The following is a 25,516-nucleotide window of genomic DNA, read 5'->3' as shown; positions in this document are numbered from 1 at the left end:
AGGCGATAGCGGAGCTTTTGGGTTGCCAAGCGCCGAAGCCTTACTATTGTCGGCGCCGAACGAATGAGTCTTCCAAAACCGTTGAAAGGGGTGGAAACATGAACAAGAACGAATTGGTATCCGCAGTGGCCGAAAAAGCCGGTCTCTCCAAGGCTGATGCCACATCTGCAGTGGATGCCGTTTTCGAGACTGTCCAGGCCGAACTGAAGAATGGCGGCGATATCCGCCTTGCTGGTTTCGGCAGCTTCTCTGTTTCCCGTCGTGAGGCTTCCAAGGGACGTAACCCGTCCACGGGCGCCGAAGTTGATATTCCGGCACGTAACGTTCCGAAGTTCTCGGCAGGCAAAGGCCTGAAGGACGCTGTCAACAACAAGTAAAGGCTGCGGCGGTTCGTCCGCTCGGCATGAAAAGGCTCGGCTTCGTCCGGGCCTTTTTTCATGTCTGGAGACGGTAAAAGGCACGCCTTCGCCTGGCGGCGAAACTGTCATCTGCCTGTCATGCGCGTAGCCCAAAAGCCCCCTGTAGTTCCAAGGACTGGAGGGCTCCCATGACATTCCGTATTCAGGCCGCGCTTGCGGCAGCACTTCTCGCATCGGTCGCCATGCCGGCCAATGCAGATCAGGTTTTCAACCGCATCGCATCCTTCCCCGTCGCCGGCAATCTGCCCGCCGGCAAGGACAAGACGACTGCCACCTCCGCCGAAATCGTGACGGCCAGCGAGGACGGCAATACGCTGATCTATTCCGACAGCCCGCTCGGTGCGATCGGCTTCGTCGACATCACCGATCCCAAGGCGCCGAAGGCGCTTGGCGCCGTTACCTTCGAGGGCGAGCCGACCTCCGTGGCAGCTGTCGGATCCAAGGTCCTCGCCGCCGTCAACACGGGCAAGAGCAAGGCCAATCCGACCGGCATGCTCGCCGTCGTCGACATTGCCTCCAGGAAGGTGGAGCTGACCTGCGATCTCGGCGGCCAGCCCGATTCTGTCGCCATTTCCAAGGACAAGAGCTTTGCCGCGATCGCCATCGAAAACGAGCGCGACGAGGACGTCAATGACGGCGCCCTGCCGCAGATGCCGGCCGGCGATCTTGTCATTGTCTCGCTGAAGGACGGTACGGCCGATTGCGGTTCGATCAAGCATGTCGATCTGAAGGGCATTGCCGAAGTGGCGCCGGAGGATCCGGAACCGGAATTCGTGTCCATCAACGACGCGGGCGAAATCGCGGTGACGCTGCAGGAAAACAATCATGTCGTCATCGTCGATGGCAAGACGGCCAAGGTCACCGGGCATTTCTCCGCCGGAAAGGTGGATCTGGAAGGCATAGACACCAAGACGGACGGGCAACTGGCCTTTACCGGCAAGGCGCAGGGTGTGCTGCGCGAACCGGACGCCATCAAGTGGCTGGACAACAACCGCCTCGCGGTTGCCAATGAAGGCGACTGGAAGGGCGGCTCGCGCAGCTTCACCATCTTCGACCGCGCCGGCAAGGTGCTGTTTGAATCCGGCGCTTCGCTGGAACGCGCCGTCGCCCGCCTCGGTCACTTCCCGGAAGGCCGCGCCAAGTCGAAGGGGATCGAGCCCGAAGGCATGGAAACGGCGACCATCAACGGTCAGAAGTACATCTTCATCCTCGCCGAACGCGCTTCGGTCGTTGCCGTCTACAAGGATACCGGCGCCGAACCGCAGCTCGTGCAGATCCTGCCGTCGGGTATTTCTCCGGAAGGCGCCGTCGCCATTCCGGGCCGCAACCTGCTCGCCACCGCCAACGAGGCGGATCTCGGCGAGAAGGGCGGTGCCCGCTCGCATGTGATGATCTTCCAGCTGGCCGAAGGCCAGGCGAACTACCCGATGCTGGTATCCAACGACGTGGACGGCAATGTGCTCGGTTGGGGCGCTCTATCGGGCCTCGTCGGTGACGCGGAAAAGGACGGCGTCCTCTACGCCGTCAGCGACTCGGTCTATGCCATGCAGCCGTCGATCTTTACCATCGACACGACCAGGAAGCCGGCCCAGATCACCAATGTCCTGCGCGTTACCCGCAATGGTCAGGTGGCCCAGAAGCTGGATATCGAAGGCATAGCGCTCGATGGCAAGGGCGGCTACTGGCTGGCGTCGGAAGGCGACTCGGCCAAGCTCGTCGGGCACGGCATCTACAACGTCAACGCCAAGGGCGAGATCAAGTCCGAGATCGGTCTGCCGGCCGAACTGCTTTCGGGTGAGAGCCGCTATGGCTTCGAAGGCATCACCAGCGTTGGCTCAAGCGACGACCTGACGCTTTGGATGGCCATCCAGCGCGAATGGAAGGACGATCCCAAGGGCACCGTCAAGCTCGTCTCCTACAAGCCGAAGTCGAAGGAATGGGGCGCCGTCCGTTACCCGCTCGACAAGACGCAGGCCGGCTGGGTCGGCCTGTCGGAAATCACCGCGCATGGCGACTATGTCTACATTATCGAGCGGGACAACCTGCTGGGCGATGCGGCCAAGCTGAAGAAGCTTTACCGCGTCAAGATCGCCGACCTGAAGCCCGGCAAGATCGGCGGCGAGCTGCCGCTGATCAGCAAGGAGGAAGCCCATGACTTCCTGCCCGACCTGAAGTCGGCCTCCAACGGTTATGTGGTCGACAAGCTCGAAGGCTTCACCTTCGACAAGTCCGGCAAGGCTTTTGCAGTGACGGACAATGACGGCGTCGACGACTCCTCGGGCGAAACGCTGTTCTTCCCGGTCGAGATGAAGGGCACCAACTGAGCCCCGTCGCCCGCTGACGTGGAAAGGCCGGGCATCGCCCGGCCTTTCTTTTTGCTGACTCTAGAGAACCGAGAACTTCAGCGGTGACCTACCAGCGCTGATGCACATGCGGCGCGATCAGCCGCGCATAGATGTCCTGGGCAGCCTTCATCGTGTCGGCAGAAATCGCCGCAAGCTCGGCGGCTTCCGCATTGCCGCGCGCCTGTTCTTCATTGCGTGCCCCGGGAATGACGACCGTGACCGCCTCGTTCATCAGGATCCATTTCAGCGCAAAGGCCGCCATACTGGCGCCTTCGGGCACAAGCCGACGGATTTCCTCCACGGCCTGAAGCCCGACCTCGAAGGGCACGCCGGCGAAGGTCTCGCCCACATCGAAGGCGTCGCCGTTCCGGTTGAAGTTGCGGTGGTCGTCCCTGGCGAAGGCCGTATCGCGGCTGATCTTGCCGGACAGCAGGCCGCTGGCGAGCGGCACGCGAACGATGACGGCGATTTGTCTGCGTTTCGCTTCCTTGAAAAACAGGTCGGCGGGCCGCTGGCGGAACAGGTTGTAGATGATCTGGATGCTCGACACGTTGGGAAATTCGATCGCTTTTAGCGCTTCCTCGACCTTCTCGACGCTGACCCCGTAATTCCTGATCTTGCCGGCCTGGCGCAGGTCGTCCAGCGCACCGAATACGTCCGGCCGGTAGAATACGTCGGTTGGCGGGCAGTGAAGCTGCACCAGATCGAGGCTGTCGACCTGCAGGTTTTCAAGGCTGCGATCGATAAACGATTCAAGGTTGGCCTTGGTATAGCCTTCGGCCAGATGTGGGTTGAGGCGACGGCCGGCCTTGGTGGCTACCATCGGACGGGGTCCGGAACGCGCTCCAAGCGCGCCGGCAATGATTTTCTCCGACCGTCCGTCGCCATAAACGTCGGCGGTGTCGATGAAAGTGACGCCCGCGTCGAGCGCGGCATCGAGCGCGTTGCGACCGTCTGCCTCGCTGACATCGCCCCAGGAGCCGCCGATCTGCCATGCGCCGAAGCCGATTTCGCTGACGGTAAAGGATGTGCGTCCAAACGCGTGCTGTCTCATGGTCTTCCTCCGGATTTGTGATTTTTCCGCCTGTCCACAGGCGATTGATGCGGATGCTTTCGTCCTGCCCGGCATTTGCCTAAAACACATGTTCAGCCTCGGCAACCAAGACAAGCGATTCTATGACCTCCTTCCGTTTCATTCACGCCGCCGATCTGCATCTCGGCAGCCCTTTCCAGGGGCTGGCACTGAAGGATGCGAGCATTGCGGAAATCTTCATCGATGCCAGCCGCAAGGCGCTGTCCACGCTGGTGGATCAGGCGATCGAGCGCAGGGTCGACTTCTTCATCGTCGCGGGCGATGTCTATGACGGCGACTGGAAGGACAACAAGATCGGCCTGTTCTTCAACCGCGAAATGGCGCGGCTGGAGCGTGCCGGCATTCCGGTCTTTCTTCTCAAGGGCAACCACGACGCCGAAAGCGTCATCACCCGCACCATCACCCTGCCGAAGAATGTCAGCGACTTCCCGGTCGCCAGGCCCGGCAGCTTCAAGCTGGAGCATCTGAAGGTGGCGCTGCATGGCCAGGGTTTTGCGGAACGATCGGCAAACGAAAATCTGGCGCTCGCCTATCCGAAACCTGAGCCTGGCTGGTTCAATATCGGCGTGCTGCATACGTCTCTGACGGGGCGTGAACCGCATGCACCCTATGCGCCCTGTTCGGTCGAGGATCTGCGATCGCGCGGCTATGATTACTGGGCGCTCGGCCATGTCCATGATTTCGAGGTGGTTGCAGAAGACCCGCTGGTGGTTTTTCCCGGCAATCTCCAGGGCCGCAGCATTCGCGAGCAGGGCGCCAAAGGCGCCGTTCTGGTAACGGTCGAGGATGGCCGCGTCACCCATGAGAGGATCATCGCCGACAGCGCCCGTTTTGCGGAACTGACCGTGACCGTCGAGCCCGACGAGAATATTCCCGCCATTCTTCGGCGCTTGGAACAGGCGCTGGAAGCCGTTGCCGAACAGATGGAAGGCCGCCCTCTGGCTCTGCGCATCCGGTTGACCGGCAAGAGCGCCCATAGGCATGAACTGGCGGCCCGGGCAGAGGATTTCCGCGACGAGGTGCAGGGTGCCTGTCACCGGTGCCACGCCGATATCTGGCTTGAAAAGCTCGACGTCCGGCTGGTAGCGGCAACATTCGCGGCAGGAGGCGCACAGGATCTGCTGGGCTTCGAAGGTCTGATGCCGATCACGGACTTTCCCCCGGAACTGATTGCCGACGCCCGCTCGAAGATCGCCGAGATCGCTGCGCGCCTACCGGGCGGAATAGGCGCGGGCGATTTGGCGCTCGGCGATGATGCCGAGACGCTGCTGGCCGAGGCCCGCGAGCTCCTGCTTGCCCGCGCCTCTAGGGCAGGCTGAACGAATGCGCTTCAAACGTCTGGACATCCTCCGCTACGGAGCTTTGACCGACCGAGGTCTCGAGTTCCGGCCCGACGCGAAGTTGCACGTGATCTACGGCCCGAATGAAGCCGGCAAGTCTTCCGCTCTTTCGGCCATATCCGACCTGCTGTTCGGTTTTCCGACGGCTGCCGAATACAGTTTCCTTCATGATCCGGCATCGCTGCGGGTCGGTGCGGAAATTTCAGCCCGGGACGGGCAGACGCTGGCCTTTCGGCGTCGGCGCGGGCGAAAGAGCACCCTGCTGTCCAGCGATGATATGGAGCAGGCTTTGCCTGAGGACGCGCTGTCGCCGTTTCTCGGCACCCTCAGCCGCGATGTCTTCCAACGGGCTTTCGGGCTCGACTCGCTGTCCTTGCGTGAGGGGGGCCAGAGCATGTTGAAGAGCGGCGGCGAAATCGGCAGCCTGTTGTTTTCGGCGGCCTCGGGGCTGACGGGCCTTAGCGATCTGCGAAAAACGCTGGAAGCCGAAGCCGACGGTATCTACGCCCAGCGCCGCTCCAAAGATCGGCTCTTCTACCAGGTTCTCGATGCGCATGACGAAGCGCGCAAGGCGGAACGCGACAGCGAGCTGAAATCGGGTGACTGGAAGAAGCTGCTTGCTGAACAGGCGCAGATCGAGGGGGATCTGGCGGCTGTTCAGGCGGAGCGTCAGGACACCAAAAGACGGCTCGAACATCTGCGCCGGCTGTCACGGCTGGAACCGGTGCTGCGGGAAATCGACCGCGAGCGGGAAGCATTGGCGCGTTACGACGCCATCGCGTCGCTTGCTTCCGGGTTCGAAGCCCGCCTGGCCGCGGCCCTCGAGGCCGAGCGCAACAATGCTGCCGCGCTCAAGGCCGCCGAGTCGGACACGGCACGCCTGGCCGACGAGATCGCCGCAGTGCATGTCGAAGAGGCCTTGTTGGAGGCCGCCCCCAGAATCGTCTCGGCGCTGGCGCAAAAGGGCGCCTATCTGAATGCCAGGGAAGACATTGCCAGGGTTCGCCATGAAGTGGATGGCTTTGACATGCGCCTGGGACAGGCCGCCCGCCGGCTCGGCTTTGCAACCCCCGGCGATCTGGAACGCAGTCAGCCAACGGATGCAGATCTTGTTCGCCTGCGCAAGCTGGTCGATGAAGGAGGCGAAATCGACCGCGGCCTGAAGCAGGTCCTCCAGCAGATGGAGAATGCGCAGGAGAGCTTGAGCAGGCTGACCGGCACCGGACAGAGCAGCCGGCTGATCGATCCCAAGCCCTGGACCGAACAACTGGCGGCCTTGCGCCCAGACGTGGACGACCTGGCCAGGCTCGAGGCTGTGCAAGTCCGCCTGTCGCGGGCGGAAGCGGATCTTGCCGCCATGGCTGGCCGTCTCGACCCGCCGGTCAAGGATATCAAGCGACTTCTCTCGTCGCCGCTGCCGGATGTGGCGACGCTCAATACCCACCGTCGGCTGATCGAAACGGCCGAAGCCGAAAGCGCCGAAGCTCGCAAGACGCTGGCTGCGCTGCAGGATCAGGCGAGGGCGGTTGCTTCCGAGATGGACGCACTGCAGGACAAGGGCCGCATCGTTTCGCGTTCGGATATCGAGGCGGCGCGGCTGGCTCGTGGCAAGTCCGTTGAAGCCTTTGCGGAGAAGGCTTCGGCGGAGAGTCTGCGCGAGCTAAAACGCGCCATCGACGATGCAGACCAACTGGCCGATGCCGCGCTCACGGATGCCGAGCGCGTTTCGCGCCATGCACAGCTTTCCCTTCGGCAGCGGGAATTGCAGCAGGCCGTGGCGGCAGCGGAACTGGCGGCAAAGCAAAGCGAGATCGCCGCATCGGATGCGGTCACCGAATTCCAGGATCTTTTCCATGCGGCACCCGTCGTGCCGACCGCTCCGGATCGGATGGTGGAATGGCGTCGGGCAGTGGAAGAGCTCTCCCAGCGCGCCGCAGCTCTCGACCAGGCGAGGGACGAGCTGGAGGCGCTTCGTCTCAAGGAACAGAAGCTGAGCCCCGCGCTTTTGGCGCTTGCCGATGCCATCGGGCTTGCCTCTGCCGGCCTGCCACCGTTGGCCTTGGCCCGCGCCGTCGACCGGCGGCTTGGTGATCTGGCGGAACGTTGGACGGAAAGCCGCTCGCTTGAAGGCAAGCGCCTTGCAGCCGAAGAGGCGTTGCAGCGGCTCGAGCAACAGGAAACCGCGATGCGCCGTCAGGCGGAGCGGTGGCGGGCAGAGTTTTCGCAAGCCGTTGTTCTGGCGAGCCTTGTCGAAGACGCCGGCATGGATATGGCGCTGGCGGCTCTGGAAGTCTGGCGCGTCGTCCCTGACCAATTTTCGGAGCGCGAAAACCGCCAGCGGCGGGTTCGCGGCATGGCCCGTGACATGGAGGAATTCGAAGATGCGATGCAAAAGCTCTGCGCGCAGCTCGCGCCGGAGCTTGTCTCCGTATCCGCCGATGTCGCCGCCACTATGCTGAACGAACGGGTTCTGACGGCCCGCACCGCAGCCCACCAGCGGGCGACGCTGGAAGCTGCCCTGGAGCGGGCCGGGCTCGCCGTCGCGCGCCATGCGCAGGATAAGGATGCGCTGGCCGCCGAGCTCGAAGAACTGGCCGCGGCGGCATCCTGCAAGCCGCAGGAGGCCGAGGCATTGCTGGGCGATCTGCGCGAGCGCGCCCGCCTTCAGGCAGGACTGGCTCAATGCCGCGCCCGTTTCGTCGAACATGCCGATGACATGAGCGAGGAGGAGGCGCGGCACGCCCTTACCGGCTTTGACAAGATATCGGCGGCCCTGGAGATCGAGCGGCTGGAAGCTGAAGACCATCGGCAAGTCGATAGATTGAAGGACCTCGGCATCGCCCAGGCCGACAATGATCGCCGTCGGCGCGAACTGGAAACGGGCATCGGTGCGGAGCGCGCCGTGTTCCAGCGGCTGGGTGCCGAACAGGAGGCGAGGGAGCTTGCGCGGCGCTGGGTTGTGTTGAAGCTTGCCGCCGGCCTGCTTGCCAATTCCATGGAAGCCTACCGAGACCGTCAGGCCGATCCGGTCATGCAGCGCGCCGGCCAGTTGTTTTCGGAGCTGACGGGTGGGCGCTTCTCGCGCCTTCTGCAGGTTTATGACGACAAGGACGAACTGCTTTTGGCCGTCGAGCGCCGCTCCGGCGAACAGGTCCCGCTTCCCGGCCTGAGCGAAGGAACCGGCGATCAGCTCTATCTGGCGCTGCGTCTTGCTTTCCTGGAGGATTATTGCAGCCGCAACGAGCCGGCGCCGCTCATCCTCGACGATATTTTTCAGACCTTCGATGATGAGCGTACATCGGCCGGCATTAGAACCTTGGCCAAGGCGGGTGAGAAATTTCAGACCATCCTGTTCACCCATCAGATGAGCCTCGTGGACGCCGCCAGGAAAGAGCTCGGCGACGGCCTCGATCTTCTCCACCTGGAGCGAGGCTAGGATTGCGGCTTGCCGAGCGTTCCGGGACGCAGCGCCAGGCAGCCTACCGAGAGATGGTAGGTCTGGGCATGGGCCCCGGCGCCCGCAGCCGTCGCGGTGCTGTCGCAGCCGGCGGTCATTGGCCGCGGCAGGATGAGGAGGTTGAAGCGCCGCTCGTCAGTCATTTCACGGCTGAAGGTCATCCGGTAGTTTTCGACAACGGAGTTGAATTCGCGGCGTGCCGGTAGCCTTTCGCTCAGATAAGCACGGCTTTCGGGGCTCAGCGCCAGCCCGAAAAGGTTGACCGATTCCATGGCCGCTTTGACGACAGCCCTGTCTTGAGACGAGTCCGTCAGGCTCAACTTGATCCGGAATGTGCGAAGGTTGTCCGCCTCGCTCCCGCGCGCCTGGATGAACAGCGACGCCGGCTCGGGCGCCGACCCGAATTCCCTGTAGAAGAGGCACTCCCAGTCGCCCTGTACGGATTTGAAACTGGCCTCTTCTTTGCCTGAAGCATCGAGATTGTCGCAGCTTTCGCTCGGGCTGCTGTCCGGCGCGGCAAGGAATGTCGCACCGCGCTCCAGCCGCGGCTGCAGAAGCCGCGAAGGATAGAGCCCCCGCGGCGGGATCTGCCTTTGGCGATCAACCCGCAGCCGCGGCGGTGGCGCGGCCGGGAGAAGATAGTGCTCCAGCCCCGCCTGGCGCACCAGCCGCCGGTAGTTGCGACCGTTGTTGACGGCAAGTACGGTCGCAACGAGGCTGATGAGCACCGTTGCCAGGACCAGGCCGAAGATGAAGACGTTTTTTCTTCGCCGCCGCCGCAGATCGGCGGGCGTTAAAAGCCCGGCTCTTTCTCCTGGCCTCATCGCGTGAATTTCCGGTTGCGGAATGCTTAGCCCTTGATGATCCCGCCTTAACACATCCTTGTCCGGCTTCAACGCCTGGGCCGCATGATTGGTCAACAAAGCGTCTTCTGCTATACCAGAAAATTGCCGCTCCGCGCAGCAGCGGTAGCCGTTAACCAGTTTTCTTAGAGGGCATTTAACTCAAATTTTCTTAACTAGGGTAACGATGAAGCCCGGCGTCCAACTATGGCCTTAAAACCGCACAGGATCTTAATTTTAAGCGCTGAGGTGCAAACCGGCTTGTTGTTCAATGCCCGGTATGCTTTCAGAAGCGGGCGGATTCTAAGCATCGTTCTTGCTGCCGTCGCAGACGCATCGCGTCGGCGCTGAACTGGAGTGTCTGATTTGGTTCGAATGACTGCAATTGTGGTGTGTGCGGCTCTGGCGGGATGTCAGGCTGTACCGGGTGAAGGACCTTTGGCATCGGCCATCAACAAGGATGCCGGGCGTTCGAGCGCTGACATAGGCCGATTGAACGCCGCCGTTTTCGAGATCGTCGATGTCGACAACCGTTCTGCTCATCTGGTCTCGGACTATGTTTCCTCCGCGTTGAAGCGCCGGTTCGGCATTGGAAATGCAGGCGTCGGCCGGGCTGTGATCGGGGTCGGCGATCAGCTGAAGGTGACGGTTTTCGAAGCGGGCTCCGACGGCCTTTTCTCCACCAGCGAATCGAAGCAGACCAGTATCGATATCGTGGTGCAGCCGGATGGCACTGCCGCCATTCCTTATGTGGGCACGGTCAGATTTGCTGGCAGAACTCTTGAAGAAGCCCGCAAGGCTATTCTCGCTGCCTTGGTCAGCAAGGCTGTGGAGCCGGACGTTATCATTGCCACCGGCGATACTCCGTCTCGTTCGGTCACTGTTTCTGGTGCCGTCGGCAAATCCTCGCAGGTATCTTTGAACCTCAGCGGCGAGCAGATCACGGACGTCATTGCCAAGGCGGGCGGTGCTACGGCGCAACCCTATGAAGCCTATGTCACCATCGTTCGCGGAAAGCGGACGGGGACGGCGCTACTGAAGTCGATTATCGAGAACCCGTCGGAAAACATTTATGTGCAGCCTGGGGACCAGGTTTTCGTAACCCGGGACCCGCGCACCTTCACGCTTCTGGGCGCGGTCAAGGGCAATGCACGGGTCGAGTTCGGCGCGAACGACCTCAACCTGCTCGAGGCAGTGGCACTCGGTGGGGGCGGCAACGATTATACCGTAGACACCAAGGGATATTTCCTGTTCCGCTATGAAGAGCCGGAAGTCATTACCGGCCTCGTCGGCCAAGGGCGGTTCAACGAGCTCCTGCGCAAAGGCATGAAGCCGAACCGCGATGGTCGCTACCCGATCGTTTACCGCTTCGACATGACGCACCCGGATAGCCTCGTAGTCGGGCAGACCTTCCCGATCAAGAGCAGGGACGTCATCTATGCGGCACGCCATAAGTCGGTGGACTTCAGCAAGTTCCTGAGCATCATCGGCGCGCCGCTTGGCATTGCTGCGCAAGGCGCAGGAACGGTGTCGGTGGTCGGAAGCGTCGGTAACTAGGCAATTCAACCGGCAATTGTTTGAAAAATACGTAATATTGCTTTTGTGAGCGGCCGTCGCCGGTTGGGCGAAGCGGTGCATGAAGACGCTTTTCTGGTGACAACGGCCTCTAAGTATGTTGTTAAGGTCATTCGAAGACGAGTTTCCGCATCCGCCATTTTAGCTGTGATGAACACAGAGTGACGATGACGATTGAAGTAATTGGCAGAGCCTGCGTAGCACCAGGCGCGAACTCCATCCAGGAACTGCAGAAAGTTCTCAGCAAGGGAAGATGCACGGTCACGCAAATTCCCGCTGACCGCTGGGACCTTGCTCGGTTCTGGCATCCTGTGCCTGGAACGCCTGGCAAGACCTATACCTTTGCCGCCGGCGTCATCGATTCCGTTTACGATTTCGATCCGGCCGTATTCGGTCTTTCGCAGCGCGAAGCCATGCAGATGGATCCGCAGCAAAGGCTGCTCCTGACGCTTGTCTGGCAGGCGCTGGAAGACGCGAGTCTGCCCGTCAGCTCCTTGGCTAAGGAACGTGTCGGCGTTTACGTCGGCGCCTCCAGCCTCGACAGCGGTAATCTGTCGGCAGAAGATCCTGCATCCGGCAGCCCTTACTTCATGACCGGCAATACGCTGTCGATCGTCTCCAACCGTATTTCGCACGTCTTTGGCCTCAATGGGCCGAGCATGACCATCGACACCGCCTGTTCGTCGTCGCTGGTGGCCCTCGATCAGGCGGTCCGCGGCCTGGAGCGCGGCGATATCGATACGGCGATCGTCGGTGGCGTCAATATCCTCGTCCATCCTCTGTCCTTCGTCGGGTTCGCGCAGGCGCGCATGCTGTCGCCGGAAGGCCTATGTCGCGCCTATGACACGAATGGACATGGATATGTGCGGGCGGAAGGTGGCGTCGCCATCGTTCTGCGTCGCAGCGACCGGGCGCGGCAGCAGAACGACCGCAGCTATGCCCGCATCCATGCCACCGGCGTCAATTCCTCCGGCCGCACCAATGGCATCAGCCTGCCCTCGCGTGAGGCCCAGGCCGAACTGCTGCGGTCGATCTATGAGGGCAATGGCATCGATGTGAACCGGGTTGCCTTCATCGAGGGCCACGGCACGGGAACCCGCGTTGGTGATCCTGCCGAGGTTTGGGCGATCGGCAGCATCATCGCCCAGAAGCGGCGGGCGCCGCTGCCGATCGGTTCTATCAAGTCCAATATCGGCCATACCGAGCCTGTGTCCGGGCTTTTCGGTCTGATCAAGGCGATGATCGCGCTCGAAAACGACTTTGTGCCGGCGACCCTGCATATCGAAAAGACCAACGAGGATATCGACTTCTCGGGCCTCAACGTGCGGGTCAATACCTCGGCGATCAAGCTGCTGCGCGGCAAGGAGGCAAGGCTTGCGGGCGTTAATTCCTTCGGCTTCGGCGGAACCAATGCGCATGTGGTGATCGGCGATCCCGAGCCCGTCAGCCAAACGGCGTCGAATGCGAAAGCCGAAAACTCGCTTTTCCTTGCCAGCGCCCACAGCGCGGCTGCCTTGAACAGCCTGCTGCAGGATTACAAGGCGGCTCTTGAACAGGCGGAGCCGGTAAAGGCCCGTCAGGTCGTGGCCGCGTCGACAGCCAATCGCGACCCGATGCGCTACCGCTTTGCCGTGGATGCAAAGGGCGACGACGCGGTCCTCGATGCGATCGCTGCCCATCTAGCCGGCGAGACCTCCGAAGGAGAGCGTGGCGAGGCGCCTTCCAGCACCGGCAAGATCGCATTCGTCTTCTCCGGCAATGGTGCTCAATGGGCCGGGATGGGCGTCGAAGCCTACCGCGAAAATCGCCATTTCCGCCAATGCTTCCAGTCCTTCAGCGCGCTTTTCGAATATCATCTCGGACACAAGCTGACCGATCTGCTGACATCGGCCGATCTCAGCATGCGTCTCGGCGATACGAAGATTGCCCAGCCGCTATTGTTTGCCATCCAGGCGACGCTGTCCGATTGTCTCGCGGCGCTCGGCATCCGGCCGGATGTGGTTTTCGGCCATTCCGTCGGCGAACTAGCGGCAGCCTATGCCGCCAAAACCTTGACGGCGGCCGAGGCGGTGGCGATCGTTGCCAAGCGGTCCAAGTCTCAGGACCTTTTCGCCGGCCAAGGCAAGATGGCGGCCGTCGTCCTAAACGAAGAAGCTGCCTTGGCTTTCGCCAAGTCCTGTGGCCTCACGCGGATCTGTGTTGCCGCTATCAACGCGCCGAACTCGGTCACCATTTCCGGCCCGGTGGAGGAAATCCAGGCCTTCAAGGATGCTGCCCGCAAGGCGCAGATCGTCGCGCACATCCTCGACATCAATTACCCATTCCATCATCCGATCATCGACAGCGCCCGCGACGCGTTCCTGAGCGATCTTCCAACCATCGAGCCGGAAAGCGGTGCCTGCACATTCGTCTCCACCGTCACCGGCGAAGTCTATGACGGACGTGGGCTGGACTCGGAATACTGGTGGCGCAATGTCCGCGATCCGGTGCTCTTCAAGGCGGCTGCCGAAACGGCGATTGGACTGGGCTGCAACCTGTTCATCGAGATCTCGCCGCGGACTATACTGTCGAACTATGTCAGCGAAGTCGCCAAAAGCCTGTCGCAGCCTGCCGTGGTGATCGGCACCCTGCAGCGCGAGGCGCCGGTTGCCGGACACGATCCTGTGGCTCGGTCCTTTGCCCGTGCCGTTGCGCATGGCGCCGCACTGGCTCCGTCGCGGCATGGCGGCAAACGCAATGCCTTCGCAAGCCTGCCGCCGCTCCCCATGGAGCCGGTCACCTTGAGGATGCCCGGCACCAGCGACGAGATCGACGTCTTCGGCCGCGACCGCAAGAGCCCCTATACCCTGCTCGGCTGGCGCAGTGATCCGAATGGTTCCCATTGGAAGAACCATGTGGATGCATTGCTCTTCCCGGATCTTGCCGAACATGTGGTGGATTCTCGTGCCATTCTGCCGGGAAGCGGTTTTGTCGAAATCGCGGTCACGGCCGCACAACTTCATTTCGGCACCGATGAGGTCGAAATCTCCAATATGGAGATTGTCCGGCCCATGGAGCTTCGCCAGGACCGGATGCTTGAGGTATCGACGGTTCTGTCTCCGGAAACCGGCGACATCGAGATCCGCTCCCGCGAGCGTCTGAGCACCGACGACTGGACGGTCCATGCCGTGGCACGCTGCCGCAAGCCGGTCGAAGAAGCGAGCCTGCGGACATGGCATGGCAGCGACGGCGAGGGCGTGACGCTGACGTCGCGCGATGTCTATGACACGGCCGAAAGATTTGGCTTACAATACGGGCCGCGTTTCCGCCTTCTGTCCAAGGCGGTCTCCTTCGGCCGCAATCTGGTCGAGGTGGAGTTAAAGCCTGCCGATGCGCCCGCGCATCCCTTTATCGGCTATAACCTCAACCCCTTCACGGTGGATGCGGTCTTCCACGGCCTGGTCGCGCTGTTCGATCAGCTTTCCGGAAGCGAGGCTGGCTCGCCTTATATTCCGGTTCGATTCGGCTCGGTCCGGGTTGCGGGCAAGGGGTCGGCTATCACCAGGGCGATCATCGAGATCGAACGCTTCAGCGGCTTCTCGATCAAGGTCAATTTCCGCATGTTCGATGCGGATGGCGCACAGGTCGCGAGCTTCGAAGATTGTCGTTTCCGGCGCACGTCGCTGCGTCGCCATCACGGTCTTTCTTCCGTCGCATTCCATTTCGAGGCGGTTCCGGCCTTCCTGCAGGCCGGGCAGGTTCCACTGCAGCTGGGCCAGCATGTTCTCGAACCCGCCGACGCCGATCTCGATCGCGACAATGCGTCCCTGATGCTGGATGCCGCAGTCTACCGGGCCTGTCATGAAATCGCCCTGTCGCTTGCCAACCAGGACGGTTTCGTGTCGCCGCAGCGCTTCGTGGGCGACGATAATTTCCGCGCATTCCTCGCAAGCTGCCTCTACATTCTGGAAGATGCAGGCATTGCCTCCGCGGACGAACCCGGATGGCGGGTGCCCGCCGAATTCAGCTTTCCACCGGTCGGCGAACTCCTGCAGGAGATCTACCGGGAAGATTCCGGCCGCATTGCCGAAGCAGTGCTGATCAACAATGCCTATCGCGACGCGATGGAGCAGCTGTCGCATGTTTCGCTGCGTCCGGAGGTGGATCAGGCCGAAGGCCGCAACAGCAGCGAAGCGACGCTTGATCACGTTCTGGTCCATTCGCCTTTGGGCCGCAAACGCTCGAGCGTTGCGATCGAGATGGTGGAAGACATATGCCGCTTGAATGGCGGAAACGTCCGCCTGATCGTCGAAGCTGGCACGACATCCGTGTCTTTCAGCAGCAGGCTTGCGGCACTGGCCGACGATCAGGGCGCCAAGCTCGTTGTCGTCGAGGCTCGCGAGAGCGTCAGACGCTCGCTCGAGCTGGCATTCGAGAACCGCACCAATGTGTCGGTCCTCGAGCCCAGGAAGTTTGCAAGCGTGAAGTCCGCCGATCTCATTATCGCAGCGGGCCTCGAAAGCCAGCGGCTGCTGGCCAGCGATGAAGATATCCGCGCCGCCGTTCGGACGGCGGCCGCTTCCGGCGCGACCTTAGTCTTTACCGATCGTGCCCCTTCGGCTTTCAACGACTTTGCCTTTGGCCTGTCCGACAGCTGGTTTGCTGCGAGCCAGTTGCCGGAGTTTCCGGTCGGACAGCTTTTGACCGCAGGTCAGGTCGAGGATCTTGTTCTCGGCCTTGGTTTCGTTGCGCCCCAGGTCGAGGAACGAAATTATTCCGAAGGCGGGCTGATCGTCGCGGCAGCCCAGTCGCTCGTAGCAAGTGCTGCCGCTGACACCGGCACGCGTTCCGATCTGATTGTGGTCGCGGAGCAGAAGGGACAGCTTCTCGGCAAGCTGGCGTCCGTGGAGATCGAGGCGAAGTCCGTCGAGCAATCGCTTGATGCGGCGCTCGAAAAGCTCGATGGCAAGGGCGCGCGGCTTGTTTATGTGGCCAACCGTTCGGCCGCAAACCAGGCGTCGGATCTGTCGCAGGCTCGCCTGCAGCGCTTCAAGATCATCGCCGAAACATTGGCGCGCATGTCCGGTGCCGAAAAGCCCCAGCTCGTCATCCTTGCTCCCGGCGGTTCTCCGCTGGCCGGCGCGGGAACCGGTGACGCCAATGCGGGGCTTTGGGTCTTTGCCCGTGTCCTGCAGAATGAATTCGATGCGGTCGATATCCATATGCTGGATGCGGAGGTCGACGGGGGCGAGCTTGCAGCGGTGATTCCGGCTGTCTTTTCGGCCGCGACCGCCAACCGTGAATGGGTGCTGCGCGAGGGCCGTCTGTCCGAACTTCGCGCCGCGTCCGGACCCTTCCCATTGAAGGACGTCGAAAAGGCCGATTTCACCGCTGCCACGATCACCCAGCTGACGACAGGACGGGTCGACAGCATCGTCTGGCAGGCCTGCGATGTGCCGGTGCCGGGTGATGGCGAAGTGGTCATCGCCGTCGAAGCCGCCGGTCTGAATTTCCGTGACGTGATGTGGGCCATGGGCCTGCTTCCGGAAGAAGCCCTGGAGGACGGGTTTGCCGGTGCCACGATCGGCATGGAACTGGCCGGTCGAGTGCTGAGCATCGGTTCCGGCGTGACCGATCTTGCCCCGGGCGACCGGGTCATGGGCATCGGCCCCGCAGCCTTTTCCACGCATGTGCGGGTTCGCCGCGACGGGGTGACGAAATTCCCGGCGCGGTTGGATTTCGCCGCTGCCGCGACCGTCCCGGTCGCCTTCCTGACCGCCTATTATGCGATGATCCAGCTCGGCCATATCGAACCGGGCGAAACCATCCTGATCCACGGTGCCGCCGGTGGCGTGGGGCTCGCGGCTCTGCAGATCGCCAAGCTGAAGGGTGCCGTGGTGATCGCCACGGCCGGAACGGTGGAAAAGCGCCGCTTCCTGGAAGCGCTGGGTGCGGACCATGTCTTCGATTCCCGCTCGCTGGATTTCGTGTCCAGGGTCCGTGGCGTGACGGGGGGCGCGGGCGTCGATCTGGTTCTCAATTCGCTGTTCTCCGAAGCCATGGAACGCAGCCTGGAACTGGTGAAGCCGTTCGGCCGCTTCCTGGAATTGGGCAAGCGCGATTATTATTCCGACCGCAAGATCGGGCTTCGCCCCTTCCGTCGCAATGTTAGCTATTTCGGCATCGACGCCGACCAGTTGCTGGTCAACCTGCCGGCCATCACCAGACGGATCTTCGCCGAGATCGGCGAACTTTTCGAAAAGAGCGATTTGCAGCCGCTGCCTTACCGCGCCTTCGGCTATGACGAGATCGGCAATGCCTTCCGGCTGATGCAGAATGCAGGCCATATCGGCAAGATCGTCGTGCAGCCGCCGGTGATCGGCGAGGACCGCGTCACAGCTGCGGCTGGCAAGCCGCTCCGCTTCGATGCGCAGGGCGTCTTCCTGGTGGCGGGCGGTATCGGCGGCTTCGGGCTCGTGGCCGCCGATTGGCTGGTCGCCAAGGGCGCCCATCGCATCGCGCTCTGCTCCCGTCGCGGGCTTGCCGATGAAGACACGCTGGCAGCGCTGGCGAGATGGGCCGAGAAGGGCGTCACCGCCACGATCCATGCCTGCGACATCACCGATGAAGCGGCGCTGTCCGCTTTGCTAGCGGAATTGCGGACGGAAGGCCCTCTCAAGGGCGTCGTCCACGCCGCCATGGTTCTCGACGACGCGCTGCTGTCGAACCTGACGCCGGAACGCAACCGGCCTGTGGTCGAGGTCAAGGTGAAGGGCGCGCAGCTCCTCGACACGCTGACGGCGGGCGACGAGCTGGAGCTTTTCCTGCTCTTCTCGTCGGCAACCACCATGCTCGGCAATCCGGGCCAGGCGAACTATGTGATCGCCAACGGCTATCTCGAAGGCCTGGCCCGTTCGCGCCGCGCCAAGGGCAAGGCGGGGCTTGCGGTCGGCTTCGGCGCGATTGCCGATACCGGCTTCCTCGCCCGCAATGCCGAGGTCAATGATCTCCTGTCGAAGCGGATCGGCAAGACGGCGATGAAGGCGCGCGACGCGCTGGAACAGGTCGAGCGTTACATGGTCTCCGACACCGGATCGGTGGACGCAGCCGCCGTGATGATCGCCGAGGTGGACTGGTCGGCCGTGCGCATGCTGCCGATCGCCAATGCCTCGATCTTCGAAACGGCGATACGCTCGGCAGGCAGCCAGCAGGCCGCCGCCGACGGCGACCGGATCGACCTCGAAGACCTGATCCGCGGCAAATCGGCCGACGAGTCGCAGCTTCTGCTGCACAAGCTGGTCGCCGCCGAGATCGCCACCATTCTGCGCATCACCGAAGACAGCATCACGCCTGAAAAGATCCTCAAGGATATCGGCCTCGACAGCCTGATGGCGATGGAGCTCGGGATGAGCTTCCAGCAGAAGACGGGCTTTGATATTCCGCTCAGCGGGGTAGGGGAGGACACGACCGTCAGCGACGTCGTGGCGCGTCTGCGCGAACGCGTCGCCAAGCGAAACGGCGAAGAGGAAGCCTTGCCGCAGGACGAGGTCATCGACCGCCTGGTCAAGAGCCACTCCACGCCGCAGCAGAAAGCAGCCGCACAGTGACAAGCGACGATATGCGAGACGGCAAGCCTTCCGAGCCCGGCTCGGAAGGGCGCACTGGTTTTCTGAACCAGATGCGGCAGGCGAGCGAGAATTCCGGGCGAAACCGCGCGGCGCGCCTCAACCGCCAGCCGCAGCAGCCGGTTCGCCAGCCGCTGCGCTTTGATGCCCTGCCGGAATATCAGCGGGTCAACGCGCAGCGCAAGATCGGCGAGTTGATCGGCGTCGACAATCCTTTCTACCGCTCCCACGATATCGCCGCCGGCGCGACGACGGTCATGGGCGGGCGGGAGTTCGCCAATTTCGCCTCCTACGACTATCTCGGCACCAATACGGATCCGAAGGTGACGGAAAGCGCCAAGGCGGCGATCGACCGCTTTGGAATTTCAGCCTCGGCCAGCCGTCTGGTGGCCGGCGAGCGCCCCGTTCACGTTTCGCTCGAAGCTAAGCTGGCGCAGGTTTACGGCGTCGACGCCGCCGTCTGCTTCGTCAGCGGCTATCTGACCAATGTGGCGGCCATCAGCTGTCTGGTGGGCCCCCAGGATCTCGTCGTGCATGACGAGTTCATCCACAACAGCGCGCTGGCCGGAATCAAGCAGTCGGGCGCGACGCGGCGGCTTTTCCGCCACAACGACGTGGAAAACTTGGATACGGTGCTGCGCACGCTCTCGTCGGATTTCCGCCGCGTGCTGGTCATCGTCGAAGGCGTTTATTCCATGGACGGCGACATTGCCGACCTGCCGGCGCTCTTGGAATTGCGCAATCGCTACGGCTTCTGGCTGATGGTCGACGAGGCGCATGCGCTCGGCGTGCTCGGCCGAACCGGGCGCGGCACCTTCGAGCATTTCGATATCGACCCGCGCGAGATCGATATCTGGATGGGCACCCTGTCCAAGACGAGCTCGAGCTGCGGCGGCTATATTGCCGGCAGCCAGGCGCTGGCCGACATCCTCAAGGCCGAGGCCGGCGGTTTCGTTTACAGCGTCGGGCTGGCGCCGGTGCTGGCGGCTGCGGCCGGTGCCGCGCTGGATATCCTGCGATCGGAGCCGGAACGGACGGAAAGGCTGCGCCGCAACGGAACCCTGTTTCTTCAATGCGCCAGGGAGGCCGGGCTCGATACCGGCATCAGCCTCGGCTTTTCGGTCGTACCGGTGCTTGTCGGTGATTCGCTGCGGGCGGTGCAGCTGTCGAACGAGCTTCTGGAAGAAGGCGTCAACGCGCTACCGATCATCCATCCGGCCGTGCCGGAAGGAATGGCGCGCCTGCGCTTCTTCATCACCTGCAACCATACGGAAGAACAAATCCGCCACGCCGTCGCCTCGACTGCGCGGCGCCTGAAGGGTCTGCAGGACCGCAATTTCGGCCTCGGCTCGCTCGACATGGAAAAAATGATGCAGCTGTCGCCGCTGCTCCAGGCAACCGAGCAATCCTGATCACGAGGCCTTGCCATGCATGTGATCGTCACGGGAGGATCGAGCGGCATCGGGCTGGAAGTGGCAAGGATTTATGCGGGCCGTGGCGCCCATCTGTCGCTCATCGCCCGGGATACTCTCCGCCTTGAACAGGCACGCAAGGATCTTGCGGCAGTTGTTGCGGGCTCCGGCAGCTGCATCCGCACCGCCACGGCCGATATAGCGGCTGAAGCCGAGATCACCGCCGCCATTGCCGCCTGCGAGGCGGAACTAGGCCCCTGTGACATTCTCGTGGCCTCTGCCGGCATGGTGGATCCGGGCCTTTTTGACCAGCAGTCGTCGCAAGCCTTTGCGGCCCAGATCCAGACCAACCTGTCCGGCACGGTCAACACGGTTCGCGCCGTTTATCCTTCCATGTGCCGGCGTCGATCCGGCCGGATCATGATCGTCTCGTCCGGTGCAGCCCTGGTCGGCATCCACGGCTACACCGCCTATTGCGCTTCGAAATCCGCGCTTGTCGGCTTTGCCGAGGCGCTGCAGGCGGAAGCCCGTCACCACGGCGTCTTCGTATCGATCTGCTTTCCGCCCGATACGCTGACGCCGCAGTTCGAAAAGGAACTGCCGCAGCGTTCCCCGCAGGCCCGCAAGCTGATGGGCGCGGCCCCGCCCTGGTCGGCACAGGCTGTGGCCAAAAACATCGTCAAAGGGATCGAGCGGCGCAAGCAAAAGGTTTATTTCGGCCTGTCCATCACCGCTCTCGGCTGGCTCGGTCCGCTGATCAAGCCATGTCTGTTCCGGTGGCACGCCTCAAGGCAGGGCAGGTGATCTAAAGAACCGACGCCAATCCGTCCTCGATCTTCAGAACTGTGAGCTTGCCCGAATAGAAGGCGCCGGTATCGATGCCGATCCGCTGTGCACCGAAGCTCGCATCGGTGCTCGGCGTGTGCCCGTGGATCACCAGAAGAGACGGCAGCCGTGGTCCTTCCGTCAGGAACGGCTCGCGGATCCAGATCATGTCCTCGTTGTCTTGGCGGTTGAGGGCGACGCCCGGGCGGATGCCGGCGTGAACGAAGAGCAGCGACCCGATCTTCAAGGACACCGGCAGGTTGAGCAGGAAGTCGCGGTGCGCTTGGGGGACGGCGTGGGCGAGCATCTCCTTCAGCTTGCCGTTGCGGCCCTTCGGGCGGATGCCGACATGGTGGATGTCGATGCCGTAGGACATCAGCGTCTGCTCGCCGCCCAGTGCCAGCCATTCCAGATGCCGGTCGGGATCCGGAATGAAGGCGCTGAAAATGTCGTCGTGATTGCCGCAAAGGCAGACCCGCTTCAGGCCATACGGGCTCGGTGCGATGAGATGATCGATCACCTGCGCCGATGCAGGACCCCGATCGACATAATCGCCGAGGAAGATGACGGGACCGCGGCGGCCGGTTGCCCGGATATCGGCGGCAATCCGTTCTTCCGCGCGCAGCAGGTGGTCGAGACAGCCATGCACGTCGCCGATCGCATAGATCGGGAAGCCCGGCGCTTTTTCGCCAAGGTCGATGCGGCGGCGCAGAGGCGCCGGTTCGGGCGGAGGCGCGTTTCGCCAAAGCCAGCCAGTCAGTCTGCGCATGATCCCAAGCCGGTCTCGCCTCTTTCCGTAAGGTTATCACAATGGAAATGGAGCCTTAAGACAATGTTAAAGATTCATCGCGAATGGCGAATAGACTTGCGGCCTGTTCAATGCGCTCTATTGATGATCCGAGGCTGCCACTGGTGCGCCTTTTCCCGGAGGAGGGTTATGTGATCGCCACAAAAAACAAGATCCTGGGCCTCCTGTCAGCTCAGGACTGCGAGATTATATCTCCCTATCTTGAAAGGACCGAGCTTAAACGGGATCAAGTTCTTTTCGAGCCACTGGAGCCGATCGAATACGTTTATTTCTTCGAAGGCGGACTTTCTTCAGAAATCGTCGTCAATCCAGATGGAAATGGTGTTGAGGTTGGTTGCATCGGTTTTGAAGGATTCGCGGGCGTTCCTGTCGTTCTTGGACTGACGTCTACGCCCCACAAGAGCTTCATGCAGGCAGCCGGACAAGCCTTGCGCATCCGCCCTGATGATCTGCGCCGAGCAATGGCGACAAGTCCTTCGCTCACGTCACTGCTTCTACGCTACGCGCACGTCTTCATGGTTCAAGTCGCTGCAACTGCGCTGATGAACGGGCGCTACCATATCGAGCAGAGGCTGGCTCGATGGCTGTTGATGTGCGACGATCGGCTTGGGGTAGAGCTTCCTCTTACTCATGAGTTTCTGGCGCTCATGCTCGGAGTAAGGAGGCCCAGTGTCACGGACAGTTTGCATGTTCTTGAAGGTCAGCAGTTGATCACGGCCACTCGAGGCCGCATCACGATAAGAAACCGCCGCCGGTTAGAAGAAGCTGCAGGTGAAGCTTATGGTATGTCGGAACGTGAATACCGCCGGATACTCACTGACACTTGGCCAAGCCTGCACTCTCCGCTAATCACGCAGCGTCAGGAGCATCAGTAGGCGCCTTGAGCTTGAGCTTCCCTGACTTCGTGGACAAAGGCGTCGTCTACCGGGATTACGCCCGATATAGCTGCAGCGAGTGTCACCTGTCCGAGCGCGTTGCCTTGATCGTCGGTTATCTCAACGCTTCGCACAAGCAGCTCCTTTCCCGAGAACAAAGCATCGGCAACAAGAGATCTCATTCCTTTGCGGGCCTCCTTGCGGACGGCTTCCAAGTCCCTGAAATCGGCCCCTTCCGGATCTGTGGCTAATCCGTCTGTCGATCTGACGTGAAGGTAGAAATGCGGCATGACGGTTTTCCGTGTTGGCTGATGGCTTACAATAGAAACACAACTAGGATCGGCGACTTCGGTTTCATCTGCAACAGGCAATGCATGCGTTCTTGGTTATCCCATGCGCACCATGCCTCGGCCAGTCCTTCCTCCAGCACCCTGACGCAAAATGACTTGCGAAGATATCCTATTGACTGGCGCCATCGTTCCCAACCGATCTCATAGGCGGTGATGACTGAGGGCTGCTGTGCTCCGGCCTGCCAAACAGGCCGGCGGCAGCAATAGCTGTTCGAGTTCTGTCAACGAATGCCGATGAACTCGATTTGATGGGCCTGCGTACGCCGTTGGCAGGTGGATACGGCGTGCAAAGCTGTTGCCTATTGCACAGCACCAAGCATTTTAGGCCGGAACCACTGAACCCGATGTCCTGCAGGCGCAAACATAACGCAGTCCCTGTTCGCTCTCGTGCACAAGCTGGCGCTTGATGAATTCGAAGCACAGACGGCCTCAGCGAATGAGGTCAGCTTCCCGACGCGCTAATGGTACGGATCAACGCCCGCACCGGCTCTGTGGATGGCTCTCACCAAGGCGGGAAAATCAATCAGCTTGCCTTGGGCTGATATGGTCTCCAATCCGTACCAAACCTCGAGGAAGGCGCGGGTACGCTGGGAAGTCCCTAGCATAGCAAGGGGGGTAGGTGAGGGAGTGGAGAATTTGGTGGGCGATGAGAGACTCGAACTCCCGACATCCTCGGTGTAAACGAGGCGCTCTACCAACTGAGCTAATCGCCCGTCGCAAGTGCGGAGCAAAACGTCCGCCGCGTCGGTGGCCGTGATCTATGCGGATCGCGGAAAAACCGCAAGAGCTTTCAAGATGTTTTTTCGAATTTTTTGTCCGTCCTATGGGTGAAACGGGCAGGGCAGGTGCAAAGCAGTGCCTCGTCATCCTTTTGTCTTGAAACCTGCTTGACACCCGTTCGCGAACCTCTTAGTTAGCCGCTCAACCGGACAGCCAAGGCCATCCGGGAAAGGTCTTCGGACCTTTTGAGAGATGCGCGGGTGTAGCTCAGTTGGTTAGAGTGCCGGCCTGTCACGCCGGAGGTCGCGGGTTCGAGCCCCGTCACTCGCGCCATTCTCTCAAAACATCTTTGTCTTCGAAGGCTCGCGCCGGAAGATGGGGAATGCCTTCATCGGCATTATGCGCGGGTGTAGCTCAGTCGGTTAGAGTGCCGGCCTGTCACGCCGGAGGTCGCGGGTTCGAGCCCCGTCACTCGCGCCATTGCCGCCATCCGCGAAAGGCGGCTCCGGTCTCTTCGAATTTATCAGATTTATCTAAAATAAATCCAGTGCCTGCATTGTGCGGGGTAATGGCTTTTCCTATTTAACCTGTAGGCTGGCTGACGCGTCAAATCTCCTCGCAGGCGAACCCCACATTTCATCATCGGCTTTTCTTATCTGCAGTGTTCGGAAGGGGAGGGCTCTTCTTGGCCGGACTGCCCGCACCACGGATGCCGGAGATGTGGTTCATCGAACCCCGCTATATTTGGAACTGTTCCAAATTGACACGGGAATCGCCGTTCAAAATGCTTGCGTGGGGGCTTCGGCTGCGCTAGTCACGGCTTGTTGCAATGCACGTTCGCTTGCCGCGCATTGATTCCGAGTGCCGCCCGGCGCTCATGGCAAGCAGGGATCGAATATTATGAGTGAACTTCTCACTTCCTATGTCCCGATCGCGATCTTTATTGGCATCTCTCTGGTGATTGGCCTCGCTCTGTTGATTGCGCCTTTCGCCGTAGCCTATAAGGCGCCCGATTCGGAAAAGCTGTCGGCCTACGAATGCGGCTTCAACGCCTTCGATGACGCGCGCATGAAGTTCGATATTCGCTTCTACCTCGTGTCAATTCTTTTCATCATCTTCGATCTGGAAGTAGCTTTCCTTTTCCCCTGGGCCGTGTCCTTCGGCGAAATGGGCTGGTTCGGCTTCTGGTCGATGATGGTTTTTCTCGCCGTTCTGACGATCGGCTTTATTTATGAATGGAAGAAGGGAGCATTGGAATGGGAGTAGTCGATAACGGCGGCACCCTCATTGCGCCGCAACCCAAAGGCCTCGTCGATCCGAGTACCGGCAAGCCGGTCGGCAGCGACGACCGCTTCGTCAGCGAGATCAACAACGAGCTTGCCGACAAGGGTTTTCTGGTCACCTCGACTGATGAGCTGATCAACTGGGCCCGGACCGGCTCGTTGATGTGGATGACCTTTGGTCTCGCCTGCTGCGCCGTCGAGATGATGCAGCTGTCCATGCCGCGCTACGACGTCGAGCGCTTCGGTTTTGCGCCGCGCGCCTCGCCACGCCAGTCCGACGTGATGATCGTGGCCGGCACGCTGACCAACAAGATGGCGCCTGCGCTTCGCAAGGTCTACGACCAGATGCCGGAACCCCGCTATGTCATCTCCATGGGCTCCTGTGCCAATGGCGGCGGCTACTACCATTATTCCTATTCGGTTGTGCGCGGCTGTGACCGCGTCGTGCCGGTCGATATCTACGTACCGGGCTGTCCCCCCACGGCGGAAGCGCTGCTTTACGGCGTGCTTCTGCTGCAGAAGAAGATCCGGCGGACCGGTACGATCGAGCGCTAAGGGCTTGAGGACA

At 61.5% G+C, this 25,516-nt stretch carries 15 protein-coding genes and 3 tRNA genes; 13 read left to right on the top strand and 5 right to left on the bottom strand.

Going from position 1 to position 25,516, the window contains the following annotated elements; genetic code table 11:
* Positions 1 to 98: 98 nt before the first annotated feature.
* Both hupB and E2F50_RS08790 read left to right on the top strand, forming a co-directional pair.
* The gene (hupB, locus tag E2F50_RS08795) at positions 99 to 377 is read left to right on the top strand and encodes a DNA-binding protein HupB (RefSeq protein ID WP_133315760.1); all 279 of its coding nucleotides are present in this window, start codon (positions 99 to 101) and stop codon (positions 375 to 377) included.
* A gap of 170 nt (positions 378 to 547) precedes the next feature.
* A complete protein-coding gene (locus tag E2F50_RS08790; RefSeq protein ID WP_133315759.1) occupies positions 548 to 2,743 on the top strand; it encodes an esterase-like activity of phytase family protein in 2,196 nt (731 codons plus the stop codon).
* An 88-nt stretch (positions 2,744 to 2,831) separates the two neighbouring features.
* Here the strand turns inward: E2F50_RS08790 and E2F50_RS08785 are convergent, their stop codons facing one another.
* On the bottom strand, positions 2,832 to 3,818 hold the full coding sequence (locus E2F50_RS08785) for an aldo/keto reductase (protein ID WP_133315758.1): 987 nt from the start codon (positions 3,816 to 3,818) through the stop codon (positions 2,832 to 2,834).
* A gap of 122 nt (positions 3,819 to 3,940) precedes the next feature.
* Here E2F50_RS08785 and E2F50_RS08780 point away from each other — a divergent pair, with 122 nt between their 5' ends.
* Both E2F50_RS08780 and E2F50_RS08775 read left to right on the top strand, forming a co-directional pair.
* A complete protein-coding gene (locus E2F50_RS08780) occupies positions 3,941 to 5,176 on the top strand; it encodes a metallophosphoesterase family protein (RefSeq protein WP_133315757.1) in 1,236 nt (411 codons plus the stop codon).
* 4 nt (positions 5,177 to 5,180) lie between these two features.
* Positions 5,181 to 8,633: an ATP-binding protein gene (locus E2F50_RS08775; RefSeq protein ID WP_133315756.1), complete on the top strand. Its 3,453-nt coding sequence runs from the start codon at positions 5,181 to 5,183 to the stop codon at positions 8,631 to 8,633.
* Here E2F50_RS08775 and E2F50_RS08770 read toward each other — a convergent pair.
* Positions 8,630 to 9,478 carry a DUF6030 family protein gene (locus E2F50_RS08770; RefSeq protein ID WP_133315755.1) on the bottom strand — a complete coding sequence of 283 codons (849 nt, stop codon included), beginning with the start codon at positions 9,476 to 9,478 and terminating at the stop codon, positions 8,630 to 8,632. The genes E2F50_RS08775 and E2F50_RS08770 overlap by 4 nt on opposite strands.
* A 384-nt stretch (positions 9,479 to 9,862) precedes the next feature.
* Here E2F50_RS08770 and E2F50_RS08765 point away from each other — a divergent pair, with 384 nt between their 5' ends.
* The 4 genes from E2F50_RS08765 to E2F50_RS08750 all read left to right on the top strand — a co-directional run bounded on the left by E2F50_RS08765 (position 9,863) and on the right by E2F50_RS08750 (position 20,891).
* The gene (locus E2F50_RS08765) at positions 9,863 to 11,053 is read left to right on the top strand and encodes a polysaccharide biosynthesis/export family protein (protein WP_133315754.1); all 1,191 of its coding nucleotides are present in this window, start codon (positions 9,863 to 9,865) and stop codon (positions 11,051 to 11,053) included.
* Between the two features lie 185 nt (positions 11,054 to 11,238).
* Positions 11,239 to 18,657, top strand: coding sequence for a type I polyketide synthase (locus E2F50_RS08760; protein WP_133315753.1), 7,419 nt, complete (start codon positions 11,239 to 11,241; stop codon positions 18,655 to 18,657).
* A gap of 71 nt (positions 18,658 to 18,728) precedes the next feature.
* Positions 18,729 to 20,087 (top strand): aminotransferase class I/II-fold pyridoxal phosphate-dependent enzyme, encoded by a 1,359-nt coding sequence (locus E2F50_RS08755; RefSeq protein ID WP_425375383.1) that lies wholly within the window; start codon positions 18,729 to 18,731, stop codon positions 20,085 to 20,087.
* A gap of 15 nt (positions 20,088 to 20,102) precedes the next feature.
* On the top strand, positions 20,103 to 20,891 hold the full coding sequence (locus E2F50_RS08750; RefSeq protein ID WP_133315752.1) for an SDR family oxidoreductase: 789 nt from the start codon (positions 20,103 to 20,105) through the stop codon (positions 20,889 to 20,891).
* Between the two features lies 1 nt (position 20,892).
* Here the strand turns inward: E2F50_RS08750 and E2F50_RS08745 are convergent, their stop codons facing one another.
* On the bottom strand, positions 20,893 to 21,681 hold the full coding sequence (locus tag E2F50_RS08745; RefSeq protein WP_133315751.1) for a metallophosphoesterase family protein: 789 nt from the start codon (positions 21,679 to 21,681) through the stop codon (positions 20,893 to 20,895).
* 83 nt (positions 21,682 to 21,764) lie between these two features.
* On the opposite strand from E2F50_RS08745, the gene E2F50_RS08740 reads away from it, so the two are divergent.
* The gene (locus tag E2F50_RS08740) at positions 21,765 to 22,595 is read left to right on the top strand and encodes a Crp/Fnr family transcriptional regulator (RefSeq protein ID WP_245515344.1); all 831 of its coding nucleotides are present in this window, start codon (positions 21,765 to 21,767) and stop codon (positions 22,593 to 22,595) included.
* Here the strand turns inward: E2F50_RS08740 and E2F50_RS08735 are convergent.
* Positions 22,589 to 22,885, bottom strand: coding sequence for a DUF6894 family protein (locus E2F50_RS08735; protein ID WP_133315750.1), 297 nt, complete (start codon positions 22,883 to 22,885; stop codon positions 22,589 to 22,591). The genes E2F50_RS08740 and E2F50_RS08735 overlap by 7 nt on opposite strands.
* Positions 22,886 to 23,582: 697 nt before the next feature.
* Positions 23,583 to 23,658, bottom strand: a tRNA-Val gene (locus E2F50_RS08730).
* A gap of 263 nt (positions 23,659 to 23,921) precedes the next feature.
* Here E2F50_RS08730 and E2F50_RS08725 point away from each other — a divergent pair.
* The 4 genes from E2F50_RS08725 to E2F50_RS08710 all read left to right on the top strand — a co-directional run bounded on the left by E2F50_RS08725 (position 23,922) and on the right by E2F50_RS08710 (position 25,503).
* A tRNA-Asp gene (locus tag E2F50_RS08725) sits at positions 23,922 to 23,998 on the top strand.
* A 70-nt stretch (positions 23,999 to 24,068) separates the two neighbouring features.
* Positions 24,069 to 24,145: transfer RNA gene (locus tag E2F50_RS08720), tRNA-Asp, on the top strand.
* A 420-nt stretch (positions 24,146 to 24,565) separates the two neighbouring features.
* Positions 24,566 to 24,931, top strand: a complete 366-nt coding sequence (locus E2F50_RS08715) for an NADH-quinone oxidoreductase subunit A (RefSeq protein ID WP_133315749.1) — start codon at positions 24,566 to 24,568, stop codon at positions 24,929 to 24,931.
* The gene (locus E2F50_RS08710; protein WP_133315748.1) at positions 24,922 to 25,503 is read left to right on the top strand and encodes a NuoB/complex I 20 kDa subunit family protein; all 582 of its coding nucleotides are present in this window, start codon (positions 24,922 to 24,924) and stop codon (positions 25,501 to 25,503) included. The genes E2F50_RS08715 and E2F50_RS08710 overlap by 10 nt, the downstream gene beginning before the upstream one ends.
* The last annotated feature ends 13 nt before the right edge of the window (positions 25,504 to 25,516 follow it).

It is taken from the genome of Rhizobium deserti (assembly GCF_004358025.1).
GTDB lineage: Bacteria > Pseudomonadota > Alphaproteobacteria > Rhizobiales > Rhizobiaceae > Neorhizobium > Neorhizobium deserti.
Note: the sequence above shows the minus strand (reverse complement) of the source record. Positions and strands in the feature narration are given on the sequence as shown.

Bases quoted from the DNA above. Each gene is read 5' to 3' on its own strand.
- hupB (WP_133315760.1), top strand. From the start codon at position 99: ATGAACAAGAACGAATTGGTATCCGCAGTGGCCGAAAAAGCCGGTCTC.
- E2F50_RS08790 (WP_133315759.1), top strand. From the start codon at position 548: ATGACATTCCGTATTCAGGCCGCGCTTGCGGCAGCACTTCTCGCATCG.
- E2F50_RS08785 (WP_133315758.1), bottom strand. From the start codon at position 3,818: ATGAGACAGCACGCGTTTGGACGCACATCCTTTACCGTCAGCGAAATC.
- E2F50_RS08780 (WP_133315757.1), top strand. From the start codon at position 3,941: ATGACCTCCTTCCGTTTCATTCACGCCGCCGATCTGCATCTCGGCAGC.
- E2F50_RS08775 (WP_133315756.1), top strand. From the start codon at position 5,181: ATGCGCTTCAAACGTCTGGACATCCTCCGCTACGGAGCTTTGACCGAC.
- E2F50_RS08770 (WP_133315755.1), bottom strand. From the start codon at position 9,478: ATGAGGCCAGGAGAAAGAGCCGGGCTTTTAACGCCCGCCGATCTGCGG.
- E2F50_RS08760 (WP_133315753.1), top strand. From the start codon at position 11,239: ATGACGATTGAAGTAATTGGCAGAGCCTGCGTAGCACCAGGCGCGAAC.
- E2F50_RS08755 (WP_425375383.1), top strand. From the start codon at position 18,729: ATGCGGCAGGCGAGCGAGAATTCCGGGCGAAACCGCGCGGCGCGCCTC.
- E2F50_RS08750 (WP_133315752.1), top strand. From the start codon at position 20,103: ATGCATGTGATCGTCACGGGAGGATCGAGCGGCATCGGGCTGGAAGTG.
- E2F50_RS08745 (WP_133315751.1), bottom strand. From the start codon at position 21,681: ATGCGCAGACTGACTGGCTGGCTTTGGCGAAACGCGCCTCCGCCCGAA.
- E2F50_RS08740 (WP_245515344.1), top strand. From the start codon at position 21,765: ATGGCGAATAGACTTGCGGCCTGTTCAATGCGCTCTATTGATGATCCG.
- E2F50_RS08735 (WP_133315750.1), bottom strand. From the start codon at position 22,885: ATGCCGCATTTCTACCTTCACGTCAGATCGACAGACGGATTAGCCACA.
- E2F50_RS08715 (WP_133315749.1), top strand. From the start codon at position 24,566: ATGAGTGAACTTCTCACTTCCTATGTCCCGATCGCGATCTTTATTGGC.
- E2F50_RS08710 (WP_133315748.1), top strand. From the start codon at position 24,922: ATGGGAGTAGTCGATAACGGCGGCACCCTCATTGCGCCGCAACCCAAA.